This window comes from Streptomyces viridosporus (assembly GCF_002078235.1).
GTDB classification, from domain to species: Bacteria; Actinomycetota; Actinomycetes; order Streptomycetales; family Streptomycetaceae; genus Streptomyces; species Streptomyces viridosporus.
The window spans coordinates 1-11,772 of sequence record NZ_MSGP01000640.1; the positions used below are offsets into that span (position 1 = coordinate 1).

8 protein-coding genes are annotated in these 11,772 nt (G+C 74.5%); all 8 read right to left on the bottom strand.

Annotated features, from left to right (window positions below; all coding sequences use genetic code 11):
• The coding region (locus tag B7L92_RS34850; RefSeq protein ID WP_107501710.1) for an amidohydrolase at positions 1 to 1,003 on the bottom strand (1,003 nt) is incomplete at its 3' end.
• A gap of 64 nt (positions 1,004 to 1,067) precedes the next feature.
• Entirely contained in the window at positions 1,068 to 3,026 is a 1,959-nt protein-coding gene (locus tag B7L92_RS34855) for a TOMM precursor leader peptide-binding protein (protein WP_438364046.1), read from the bottom strand.
• A complete protein-coding gene (locus B7L92_RS34860) occupies positions 3,023 to 3,778 on the bottom strand; it encodes an ABC transporter permease (protein ID WP_081241225.1) in 756 nt (251 codons plus the stop codon). Before B7L92_RS34860 ends, B7L92_RS34855 begins: the two co-directional genes overlap by 4 nt.
• Complete coding sequence (locus tag B7L92_RS34865; RefSeq protein ID WP_081241226.1) at positions 3,775 to 4,743, bottom strand: ABC transporter ATP-binding protein; 969 nt, start codon at positions 4,741 to 4,743, stop codon at positions 3,775 to 3,777. Before B7L92_RS34865 ends, B7L92_RS34860 begins: the two co-directional genes overlap by 4 nt.
• Before the next feature lie 46 nt (positions 4,744 to 4,789).
• On the bottom strand, positions 4,790 to 5,977 hold the full coding sequence (locus B7L92_RS34870; protein ID WP_255311279.1) for a M50 family metallopeptidase: 1,188 nt from the start codon (positions 5,975 to 5,977) through the stop codon (positions 4,790 to 4,792).
• Positions 5,974 to 7,107: a lantibiotic dehydratase C-terminal domain-containing protein gene (locus B7L92_RS34875; RefSeq protein ID WP_081241227.1), complete on the bottom strand. Its 1,134-nt coding sequence runs from the start codon at positions 7,105 to 7,107 to the stop codon at positions 5,974 to 5,976. The genes B7L92_RS34870 and B7L92_RS34875 overlap by 4 nt, the downstream gene beginning before the upstream one ends.
• Positions 7,095 to 9,920: a lantibiotic dehydratase gene (locus B7L92_RS34880; protein WP_081241228.1), complete on the bottom strand. Its 2,826-nt coding sequence runs from the start codon at positions 9,918 to 9,920 to the stop codon at positions 7,095 to 7,097. Before B7L92_RS34880 ends, B7L92_RS34875 begins: the two co-directional genes overlap by 13 nt.
• A gap of 18 nt (positions 9,921 to 9,938) precedes the next feature.
• Positions 9,939 to 11,579 (bottom strand): nitroreductase family protein, encoded by a 1,641-nt coding sequence (locus B7L92_RS34885; RefSeq protein WP_081241229.1) that lies wholly within the window; start codon positions 11,577 to 11,579, stop codon positions 9,939 to 9,941.
• Between the last annotated feature and the right edge of the window lie 193 nt (positions 11,580 to 11,772).

The window sequence follows — 11,772 nt, forward strand, 5'->3', positions numbered from 1 at the left end:
CGCAGCGCAGGGCCGCCGAGCGGGAGGCGACGGTCACCTCGGGCTCCCGGGAGGCGCCCGCGGCGGCGCTCTCGGCGAGGACGATGCGGCGCACCGCGGTCAGCGCGCGGTCGAGGGACGCCTCGCTCGACGCGCGGACCCCGATGCCGAGTGCGGCGCTGTCCGGGATGACGTTGGCGGCCGTCCCGGCCCGCAGCGTGCCCACGGTCAGCGTCACCTGGTCGGCGGGGGCGGTCTCGCGGGCGACGACGGTCTGGAGGCGGGTGACGACGGCGGCCGCGGCGACGACCGGATCCACCGCCAGGTGCGGAGTGGCGGCGTGACCGCCCCGTCCGTGCAGCAGCACGTCGAGCACCGCGCCGGCCGCCGTCATCGGTACCTGCCGCTCCGCGTGCGCGACCGTGCCGGCGGGCAGTGGCGCGGCATGCTGGGCGAGCACGACGCCGGGTCTGCCGAACCGTTCGTACAGTCCGTCGCGCAGCATGGCCTCGGCCCCGTCGAGCGTCTCCTCGGCCGGCTGTCCCACCACCAGCAGGGTGCCCCGCCACCGGTCGGACAGGCGGGCGAGCAGGTCCGCGGCGCCGGCCGCCGCGGCCAGGTGCAGGTCGTGGCCGCACGCGTGCATGGCGTCGTTGCGGCTGGCGTAGGGCAGCCCGGACCGCTCGCGCACCGGGAGCGCGTCGAGCTCCGCCCGCAGCCAGACACGGGGGCCGTCCCCGTTGCGCAGGACCCCGACGACGCCGTGGCCGCCCACCCCGTGGGTGACGTCGCAGCCCGCCGCCGCGAGGCGCCGGCCGAAACGGTCCGCGGTGCGGGCTTCCTGTCCGGAGGGTTCCGGATGCGCGTGCAGGTCCAGGTAGAGGGCGAGGGCGGGCCGCAGCACGTCCCCGGCGCGGGTGAGGAGGTTCTCCGCGCCCGGCGGCAGCACGTCGTGACCGGTCGCGAGCGGGGCGTTGCGGTCGCCCGGTGCCGGGGCCGGGACGTGGTGGGACGGCGGGTTCATCGGCGGACTCCGGGGACGGGCCGGGCCTCCACCGCGGCGCGGGGAGGCCCGGGTGGGGACGGGCTCACGGGAAGGGGTGCGGGGCCCGGCGGATCTCCGCGTCGGTGAGGTCGCGGTCCCGGTGCCCGCCGCGGCGCGCCGCGGTGCGCAGCCGGGGCATCAGCAGGGCCCGCTGCCGGTTCCAGCCGAAGTCGATCGGCAGCAGTCCCGGCACCACCGTACTGACGGTCCGCAGTCCCATCCGTTCCTGCTCGGGCGAGGTCTGGTCGACGACGACGACGTCATGGCCCGCCCGGACCAGTTCGTCCCGGACCGCGGCGACGTCGTCCCGCAGGTCGCCGGTGCGGGGGCGGCCACGGCTCTCCCAGTCCCGGTACGCCTCGTCGAAGGGGAGGGCGTCGGACGGCTCCAGGTAGCCGCGCGCGTACTCGGCCATGCGGGGCAGCCCGTAGAGCTGGGGGTGGTCCTTCAGATGACGCACCAGGGAGAAGTCGTCGGCCATGGCCTCCAGTTCGCCGCGGCGTTCGGCGGTCTGCCGGGCCAGGTGCGGGATGTAGCTCAGCACCTCGGACAGGGCCCCCTCGACCGCGGACCTCGGGTCCAGTGAGGCCGCGGCCGCGAAGGACAGGGTGCCCGGACCCCCGTCCCGGCGGACGCCGACCACGGTGACGGCGGGGATCGCCAGGTCGATCCGGTTGTCGAAGGCGTGGACGTCGTAGCCCTGCAGGGCGGCCCGCTCGACCATGGCGGCGGCCGTGGGACCGCCGACCGTCCCCAGGTCGATGCGGGGGAGCCGGGCCGCGCCGTACCAGCCGTTCAGGAAGGAGTCGCGCTCGACCAGTTCGAGCAGGCCGCCCAGGACCGCCTCCTCCAGGCAGCCGCCGATGGCGCAGCCGTTGGAGCACTCGAAGACGAAGTTGTCGCCGGCCGACGGGATGCTGTAGTAGACCAGCCGCGACGGCACCAGGACGGGGCGCTCGTCCCGCAGCGACCAGCCCCGTTCCCAGGGGATGGGCCGGCCCGGGTCGAAGGGCTCGACCGCGGGGTCGTCCCGGTAGGTCTCCGGGCCGTACAGGCCGCACACCGCGGGGTCGATCGCGTCGGCCCGCAGTTCGTCGTAGGAGCCGACGACCGGCGCGGAGCCGCCGCGCCGGTGGGTGCCCGCGTACCGTTCCAGGCCCTCGAGGAACGCGAGCCGGCGGCTGGTGGCGAAGGAGTTCTCCTGTCCGCTCCAGGTGACGTCGTGGAGTCCCGCGTACCCCCGGACGAACGCGCTGCCGGCCACCGGGGCGGTGGTGGACGAGGTGATGTCGCTCCAGGTGCCGGCCCCCAGGGCGCCGCAGACCGGATTGGCCAGGGCGTCGGTGGGGAGCGGGTACGCGAAGGCCGAGCGCAACCGGTAGGTGCCGGGGTCCGGTTTGGGGCGCGGGGCGAGGGCGAGCGGCCGGACACCGTCCGGCGCCCGGCCCCGGGCGGGGGGACCGCAGTCGGGGCAGAGCGGGTCGGCGAGCAGCGGATACGTCCTGACCAGCAGGTTCGCCAGGTCCAGCCGGGTCACCTGGGGCAGGGCGCGGTCCGCCGGGTCCTCGGCGGGGGGCACCGGCAGCGGCCCGCGCAGCAGGGCCTCGCACAGCGCGGCCACGGTGTCCCGGACGTGAGCGGTGAGCAGCGGCCAGGCGCCGGCCGGGCGGGGCCCGTCGGGGCCGCCGGTCTCCAGGGCGTTGCGCTCGCTGCGGCTGCGCAGCCGCTGCCACCGTACGGCGAGACAGCGGCCGCAGGCGGGTGCGCTGCCGTCGCCTCCCCAGGGACCGAGCAGGACCGCCGAGGCACTGACGTGGACCAGCGCCGCCGGACGGTCGGCCGCCCAGGGGTCCGGGGCGCCGGCGTCCCCGCGCCCCGCGCCGACGGCACCGACCGGTACGACCCGTGGGGCACCGGCGCCGAAGTGGCCCTCCAGGGACGCCTGGAGGGCGTCGCGGGCCTCCTCCATCGGATGCGCGAGCAGCCGGGTCGCGGTGCTCATGAGGTCTTCGTCCAGCGGAAGACACGTGCCGCGACGGCCCCGAGGACGACGGCGAACGCGACCAGCCCGGCGCACCCCACGCCGATGTCGGAGAGGTCGCCGCGGCCGGTCAGGGCGGCCGACACCGCGTCGTTGAGATAGCGCAGCGGCATGACCAGCGAGATCTTCTGCAGCCAGTCCGGCATGGCGTCCAGCGGGAAGAACGACCCGGACAGGAAGGCCATGGGCAGCATCAGGAAGTTGGCGATGCCGGCGACCGACTCCGGGGTGTCGGCGATGCTGCCGACGATCACCCCGAGCAGCAGGAAGGTGGTGATGCCGAGGACCATGACCGGAACCAGCAGGGGCCACCGGGACGCGGGCACCAGGTCGAACCCGGGGAGCATCGCCACCCCGACGAACAGGACCGACTGGACGAGCCCCACCCCCAGGGCGAGGACGTAGCGGGACCCGATGACGGAGGCCAGCGGGGCGGGCGACATGCGGATCATCCGGAGGATGTCGTCCGCGCGCCACTGCATCAGCGTGAACCCGGTGCCGAAGACGGCGGCGTTGGCGACGCCCCAGGAGAGCACTCCGGCGGCGGTGTAGGAGAGGTAGGAGAAGCCGCTCTGCTCGACGTCCCGGCCGCGGAAGATCAGTCCGAAGACGACGAGGAAGATCAGCGGGAAGGCGAAGGTGAAGAAGACGGTCGTCTTGTCCCGGACCTGCGCGCGGTAGCCCGCCGCGGTCAGCGCGGTGTAGGCGCTCATGCCTGCTGCTCCTGGTTGTCCGTGGCGAGGGGGGCCCGGGCCTGCCGGGCGGTGATGTCGAGGTAGACGTCCTCGAGGCTGGGGGTGCGGGTCTGCACACCGTCCAGGCCGGTGAGGGGGTCGAGGGCGGCGAGGACCCGGCCGGTGGCGCGGGTCTCCAGGACGAGGTGCCCGCCCTGCACGGTGACGCCGTCCACGCCGGGGAGGGACGCGGCCTTCCGCTCGTCGATCCGGCCGAGCGGAACCAGCAGGCGGCTGGCGGCGCCGAAGGTCCCGATCAGGTGCTGCGGTGCGTCGGTGACGACGAGCCGGCCGGCCACCAGGATGCCCACGCGGTCGCAGAGCGCCTCCGCCTCGTCCAGGTGGTGCGTGGTGTACACGATGGTCCGGCCCGCCGCCTTGAGGCCCCGCAGGACCTCCCACAGATCACGGCGGCCCTCCGGGTCGAGCGAGGCGGTCGGCTCGTCGAGGAAGATCAGTTCGGGTCCGTGGACCAGCGCGGAGGCGATGGCGAGCCGCTGCCGCTGGCCGCCGGAGAGGCTGTCGACCCGGACGTCGTGCCGCCCGCCGAGGCCCACGGCGTCGAGGGTGGCGTCGACGGCCCCGCGGTCCGCGCCGAACAGCGCCGCGACGGTGCGCAGGTGCTCGTGGACGGTCTGCCGCACGAAGAAGGCCGAGGACTGGGTCTGCACGCCCATGCGCGGCAGCAGAGCGGTGTTGCGCGGCCAGGGCGACTCGCCGAACACCGTGACCGAGCCGGAGTCGGCCTTGCGCAGCCCTTCCATGATCTCCACCAGGGTGGACTTCCCGGCGCCGTTGGGGCCGAGCAGCCCGAAGAACTCGCCGCGCCGGACCTCCAGGGAGACCCCGTCGACGGCCCGCCGGTCGCCGTACCGCTTGGTCACGTCGCCGACCGCGACGGCCGGCCGGTCTCCGTGGTCCGTGGGGGGTGGGGTGGAGCTCATACGGGTACCTCATTCATCAGTTGCGTGATCTTCCGGGATCGGGGCGTCATCGGAGCAGCAGGAGGACGACGGCCGTGCAGGTGCCGGCCGCCGCGAGCAGCACCAGGGCGACCGCCGTGACGGCGTAGGACGTGTAGAGACGGCGGGCGCGCCGCGGGTAGGCGGCAATGGCGTCCCGCCCGCGCCGGCGCAGGGTCAGGTACACCCCGGTCTCCGGGGCGAGGTTGGCGGTGCCCAGGGCGTGGCCGAGCATGCGGTACCCGTCCAGCGGCGGCAGCGGGACCAGATTGCTCAGTGCCTGCACGATGCCGACGAAGAGCATCCCGGTGAGCGGCGGGCGGACCGGGTCGGCCGGGTCCAGGAGCGCCCACCAGAGCGCGAGGGGCAGCAGGAGCACCAGGTTGACGTACGCGCCCGCGGCGGCGACCACCAGCTTCGCCCGCAGCCCGGGCAGGAACAGGTAGTTGTCGACCGTGCAGTACATCATCATCGCCGGGAACCGCCAGCGCAGCCCGATTTCGGTGACCACACCGCCGTAGTGCCGAGCGGCGACGCCGTGGGCGAGTTCGTGCAGGCAGACGCTGAACCAGAGGAAGACCGCGAACGGGATCAGCACGAGGGGACGGGTCAGCAGGTCCAGCGTTCCGTCGAGGAGCGCCGGCGGATCCGCGAACACGGCGACGGTCATCACCAGTACGGCGGCCAGCAGCGGAAGTTGAGCCCAAGGACGGAGCAGGGGCCGCAGCAGCCGGTGGAGGCGTCCGGTGGTCGCGTGGGCGTCGGCGACGGTCCGCCGGCTGCCCTTCCAGAAGGTGCCGGTGCGGGCCGGGGGCGGCTCGGGCGGCGCGGGGTCCGGGGACCCGGCGAGCAGCCCGCGGGCGCCGAGCAGCCCGAGCAGCCGGGTCCACTGCTCCTCGGGGAGCCTGCGGCGGAACCGGGCCGCGTACTCGGCCACGACGTCGTCGAGGTTCCGGGTCCCGTCGAGCCGGCTGATGACGAAGTGCTCCCGGGGCCCCACCTCGAACGCGGCGCCGCTGACCGGGTGCTTGATGAGGTGGACGGTGCGCGGGCCGCGCAGCAGGGGCGGACCGATCAGCACGCCCGGACGCAGGGCGGGCCGGTAGGCACGGACGGCGGCGGGACGGCCCGCGGCCACCTGGTCGGCGGTGCTCCGGTCCGGGGCGGGGCGGTCCGGGGAAGGACGGTCGGTGGCGGGGCGGTCGGTGGCGCTCATGAGACGCCCCGCGGTCCGCCGGCCGGCTCGCGCAGCACCCGGCCCAGGACGAAGGCCAGGTACGCCTCGTCCCGGATCGTCACGTGCAGCCGGTTGTTGGTCATGTGCATGTACGGCGACAGCAGGCGGGGCAGCACCGCCGGCGCATGGGTGACGGTCACCAGGGGAGCCGCGTCGTGGTCCTCGGCACGCTCCTGGCCGCTGTCCTCGCGGGCCGGGCCGTCCCAGGCGGGGAAGGCGAGTTCGCCGCGCCCGGTGAGGTCCACCACCCTCTCGCGCAGCTCCAGGCAGTGCTCGGCCCAGCGCCGCAGGAACGCCGGCAGCCGGGTCAGGTCGCCGCTCGCCACCGCCTGCCTGATCCGTGCGAACCGGGCACCCAGGGAGGGCGCCATGCGTGCGTAGGTGCGCTCGTACTCGGTGGACCCGATGAAGCCGGTACCGGGGAACAACCGGTGCCAGAAGGCGTAGTAGGAGTCCAGGTAGTCCGCGAGGCGCTCCTCCTCGGGGAGGAAGCAGCCCGCCATCACCATCATCAGCTGGGCGGAGGTCCCCAGCAAGACCGTCCGCAGGTGCAGGTTCATGCTCCGGTACGCCTCCAGGACCAGGTCGCTGGAGTGCCGGAAGTGCCACTCGGCGAGGTCCACCCCGGCCGGCCCGCCGTACTTGGCGTACTCGGGGGCGTAGACCTCGTGGGAGAAGGAGTTGTTCGGCCTGAGGTTCATCCGGCCGTCCGCGCCCATGTACCGGGCCCGGTCCTCGCCCGGGAACTCGATGTCGAACAGGGCGTTGTAGAAGTCCTTGAGGAAGCCCGAGTCGACCTCGTAGAGGGCGGGGCGGGCCTTGAGGAAGCCGTTGACCGCCTCCTCGGCGCGGCGGCGCACCTCGGTTTCGGCGTCGGGGCCGCTCGGGCGCAGGCGCAGTCTCACATGCGGCCCCTCCAGCCAGTAGTTGATGAAGAAGTAGCCGGACAGCAGGCCGTCCTCGGTGAGCCGGTCGACCAGTGGGCGGACGCAGTTCACCAGCAGCGGCCGGGGGTTGGCGGCGTAGAAGACGTGCAGCGCCAGCCAGGGGGAGGGCCCGGCGCCCTCGGGGGCCGGCCGGAAGGCCGCGGGCTCGGTCAGTTCGGGCATGACGGTGCGACCTCCGGGGCGGACTGCGGCGGTTGGCGGGAGGTGAAGGTCTCCACGGCGAGTTCGGCCACATGGCGGCCGTGCCGGGAGGTGAGGTGGAGCCCGTCCTCGGCGGGGAGCATCTCCCGGAAGGTCACCCGGGTGCCCGGCTTCCGCTCCACCAGGGCTTCGAACGCGGTCAGGGAGAGCGGGCTGTCGAAGTCGACGTAGACGGGCTTGGCGCCGGTCGGGCCCCGGTCGGCGCGGGAGACCGTGGCGAAGCAGCGGTCGGGCAGGCCGTGGGCGCGCTGCCAGCGCCGGTGTTCCAGGTAGTGCTCCTCCTCTCCGGCTCCGGGACGGCGGACCGGCAGGGCCTCCGCGTCCGCGGTCCAGCTGCGCCGGCCGACCACCACGTTCCCGTACCGGACCCGGGGCCTGCGGGTGACCCCGTCCTCGGCCTCGCCCTCGGGCACCCCCGCCCACACGTCGAAGGGGGCCATGGTGCTGGGGGAGAGGAGGAGCAGGGTGCGCGGGATCTCGGGGAGCGCGATCGGCACGAGGTAGCCGAGGTAGACCGGCACGACCTCACGGCCGAGGCGGCGGGAGCGGAGCACCAGGCGGCCGGCCGGCTCGTCGTGGACGAGGTAGAGGTCGTCGAGGTGGATCCGGGCCTCCTCGGGCACGGAGCTGGTCTCGCCCGGGCAGACGATCTGGTGGTCGGTCAGCCGGCCGTGCAGGTTCAGGTTGCTGCTGACCGGCCCTCCGGTGACCTCCGCGAACACGGCGCCGTCCGGCCGGCGGGCCGCCATCTCCTCGCGCAGGGCGTCGCAGAAGCCGGGTGCCGCCGGGTCCGCGGCCGGTCCGGCGCCGTCGTAGAGATGGGTGAACCGGCTGAAGGGGAAGGCCAGTCCGCCGTAGGACTTGTTGAGGACGACCAGGGGCCGGCCGCCGGGGGGCCGGGACAACTGGAGGTGGTGGCTCTGCGGCGTGAAGTGACCGGTGAGCGGCTCGAGTTCACCGGCCGTTTCGGCGAGCAGCCGGCCCGGCAGCTCGATCTCCTCGGCCTCGTGCGCCCCGCTGTCCCGCCACAGGGCGCGCATGCCCTCGTGGAAGCGGCGGCGGGCCTGGTCGAGGGCCTTCATCTCGCTCTGCCCGAGCCAGTTCTCCTCGGGCCGGTAGGTGCCGTTCTCGTCGAAGGAGGCCCGCTTGGCGGTGAAGGACACGTACTGGTCGAAGAAGTCCTCGTGGAAGTCGTGGACCAGACCGAGCAGGTCGTCGCAGCGCCCGCCCCGGCCGTGGCGGGCGATGAAGAAACCGAGCAGGGTGATGCGCTGGGGGAGCGTCAGGTCGAAGAGCGGCAGGATGCCCTCGACGGCCCGCAGGGCCCGGCCGGTCTCCCCGCTCAGCACACCGGGCCCGCAGACCAGGTCGTCGCCCGCGCTGACGTCCTCGTACACCAGGGTCTGCGGAAGGGTCGGCTCGTCCGCTCCCAGCTCCCGCTGTGCTTCCAGGAGCCGGCCGCGCAGGGTGCTCAACAGGGTGCGGCGCTCACCGACGCCGGCCGCGGGGTAGCGGGCGAGGCAGTCGGCCGGACCGTCCAGCAGACGGGCCAGCCGGTCGGCCCAGGACGCCCCGAGGGAGCGCAGGGCGTCCTGGTAGGAGCGCAGCGGGTCGGGGCTGTGCACGTCCGTGCGGAGCACCGGCACCTGCACCATGCCGAGGTCCAGCAGGGCCGACGCGTACCGTTCGCACTCCTCGTGCCCGGCGTCGTGCTCGCTCCGGAGCCAGTCCACCAGGTCCCGGTGGCGCACCGGGGACCCGTGGCCGCCGAGCCATTCCAGGAGCCGTTCCAGGATGCCGCTGCTGCGCAGGAAGAACAGCCGGTCGCGGACCGCGTCGAAGGTGACGGCGGCGCTGTCGTCGCCCGCGGTCGTCACATGGCGTACGTAGCGGATGCGGTCGGCGTCGCGTCCCCAGCCCGGGGAGAGGACCACCGGCAGGTCCCGGCGGCGTCCGGGGTCGGCCATGACCAGTTCGGTCAACCGGGCCAGCACCACCACGTTGAGCCGTACGTGGCTCACCCAGTCCTCGCCGGTGCGCAGGGCGGCCCCGTCGTCCGCGGGGTCGCCCGCGAAGGTGCCGAGGCCGATGCCGGTGAAGGTGCTGAAGGGGCTGGTCTTGCAGGCCGTGCGGTACAGGTAGGTCAGCGCGGAACGCTCGATCTTGCGCAGGCGGTTGCCCGGCCGCGGGCCGGTGTCGCGCAGGTAGGCGTCCAGCCGGCCGTCCAGGGCGGGCGAGGCGAGCAGCAGGCCGAGACGCAGCCGGTCGTCGGCCAGCGCACCGCGCAACACGCGGCGGCTCTCCCGCAGTTCGCCGGCGAGCAGGTCCGCTCCGGTGGCCCGGAGCTCCTCGAGGCGGACACGGTCCCGCAGCCACTGCCCGGTGCGCCGGCCGGCCTCCCGGTCCAGCTCCGTCACCAGGCGGACGGCGGCCTCCGGGTCGGCGGGCAGCCGGTTGTTGAAGACCTGCCGCCGCAGGTTGATCAGACCGCGGCGCACGGCGGCGTCGCCCGGGCTCCCGTCGGGGCCGGTGGTCGACTTGACCAGGGAGTGGAGCAGATCGCTGAGGTCCGCTCCGGTGGCCGTCAGGCGCTCCTCCTCGGCCAGCACGGCGTCGGCCCAGCGGCGGGTGCCGGGGCAGCGCAGGCCGTGCACGGTCTCGACGGGCAGACCGGCCGCGCGGAGCACGAAGCGCCTGCCGGGCTCCCAGTGGGCCCGGGTCTCCGCGACGGCGTCCGGGTCGGTGTCCGGGGCGCCGGACTCTGTGGGTGTCATGGGAATCCTCTGCGGCCGTCAGGCGATCTCGTGGCGGAAGTCGGCGGGCCCGGGCCGTTCGTGACCGAGGGCCATGATGAGCAGCGGGGCCTCGTCGCCGTCCGCCAGCCCGAGGCGCTCGGCGAACGAGACGTTGTCGAAGCCCAGGGCCACTCCGGCGCCCAGGCCCAGGGCGGAGGCCGCCAGGTAGAAGCTCTGCGCGACGGCTCCGGCGGTGCCGACGGCGAGCCGGTAGCCGCGGTCGCCGAGGGCGTCCAGGACGGCGGTGGTCCGCACGGTGGGCACCAGGACCGCGCCGGCCTGCTCCAGGTTGTAGTTGGCCAGGAAGTAGTTCTCCTGGAGGAACGAGCCCTGCGGGCCGGGGGCGACCGGACACAGGTCGCCGCGGTCGGGGTCGTACGCGTACGCGCCCTGCTCCAGGCCCTCCACGTGGTTGACGAAGACGTACAGCCGGGCGAGCCGGACTTCGCCGGACGGATCGGTGTCGCCGGCCAGCCGGGTCCCGGCACAGGCCGCCAGCACCGCCGACAGGTGTCCGCCGCCGACCCGGCGCCGGGCGTCGAACCTGCCGAAGCTGGAGCGGCGGTCGCGCAGGGCCCGGCGGACGCCGGTGTCCGGGAAGGCCGGCGCGGGCAGGCCCACCCGGACACCGGCGGCGCCGGCGTCGACGGGGAGGGCCGCGGCGGCGGCCAGCGCGCCGGGGGCGGGCCGGTCGGCGGCGCCGTCCAGGGTCGCCGTGTGCATGGCGCGCAGCGCGGTGAAGTCCAGCAGGGTGCGGGAGCGTTCGGCGTCCCGGTGCCGGACGGTGGGCCGGTGGCGCGGGTCCGTGCGCGGAGCGTCCCGGCGGGCGGTGTCCCGGTGGGGCGCCGTCCCGTCCCAGTGCAGCGGCACGACGGCGAACACGGCCTCCTCCTCGCCCGCCACACCGAGCAGTTCGTTCAGCCGGGGCTCGTCGAACCACAGCACGGGGGCGAGCCGCAGGCCCCGGGCGGCGGCCCAGATCCGCCAGGTCTGCACCAGGGTGCCGAGGTCGGTGCAGACCACGTGGAACGAGAAGCTGTTGTACTTGAAGGAGTTCTGCCAGTACTTGACGCCGAGGATCAGGTACTGGTCGGTCCCGAGGGCCTCGGCGGGCGCGTCCGGGCCCAGCGCGTCGCGGACCCGGTCCGTGACGTCGCCGGCCAGCAGGCGTTGCAGGGCGTGCCGGTGGATGTCGTAGTAGTGCAGGCCCGGGGTGAGGGGGCCGGAGGGGCCGGACGCCCAGTGGATGCTCACCGGATAGAGCCCGCCGCCGCCCGCGGTGCCGCGCGACCAGTTGGCGTGGGTGTAGAACGGCAGCCCGGCGAGGTCGGTGTTGGCCTGGATGCCGAGGCGGCGCCCGGTCAGCCCGTAGGAGTCCTTGAGCATCGCCGACAGCAGCGGAAGGCCGAACCCGGACGAGCCGCAGGCGTCCTGGGCCCTGGCGGCGCCGGGCAGCAGACCGGGCGCCACGGGGACGTCGGCGAGGTCCTCGGTGCCGGGCAGGGCGAACGCCTCGGCGTCCGGGTAGTACTTGCCCTTGCGCGGGCCGTCGGCCCAGTTCACGACATGGTCGGTGGGCTCCATCGGGACGCGGCCGCGGTGCAGGACGGCGTGCGCGTACTCATGGGCGTACCCCACGGGTTCCCCCTTTCCTCGGTTCCTCGGTTCCTCGGTTCCTCGGGTTCTCGGGTCCTCGGTCTCGGTTCTTCGGCGCGTCCGCACCGGGGACGGTCGGCTGGTCACGGGAACGGGTGCGGGCCGGGATTGAGGTCGGCCTCGGTCAGGTCGTCCGGCCGCAGGCCCGCCTCGCGCAGCGCGGTGCGCATCCGGG

What these genes read in the sequence shown, in the direction of transcription:
- B7L92_RS34855 (WP_438364046.1), bottom strand. Translation starts at nt 3,026, where the DNA reads ATGAGCACCGCGACCCGGCTGCTCGCGCATCCGATGGAGGAGGCCCGC.
- B7L92_RS34860 (WP_081241225.1), bottom strand. Translation starts at nt 3,778, where the DNA reads ATGAGCGCCTACACCGCGCTGACCGCGGCGGGCTACCGCGCGCAGGTC.
- B7L92_RS34865 (WP_081241226.1), bottom strand. Translation starts at nt 4,743, where the DNA reads ATGAGCTCCACCCCACCCCCCACGGACCACGGAGACCGGCCGGCCGTC.
- B7L92_RS34870 (WP_255311279.1), bottom strand. Translation starts at nt 5,977, where the DNA reads ATGAGCGCCACCGACCGCCCCGCCACCGACCGTCCTTCCCCGGACCGC.
- B7L92_RS34875 (WP_081241227.1), bottom strand. Translation starts at nt 7,107, where the DNA reads ATGCCCGAACTGACCGAGCCCGCGGCCTTCCGGCCGGCCCCCGAGGGC.
- B7L92_RS34880 (WP_081241228.1), bottom strand. Translation starts at nt 9,920, where the DNA reads ATGACACCCACAGAGTCCGGCGCCCCGGACACCGACCCGGACGCCGTC.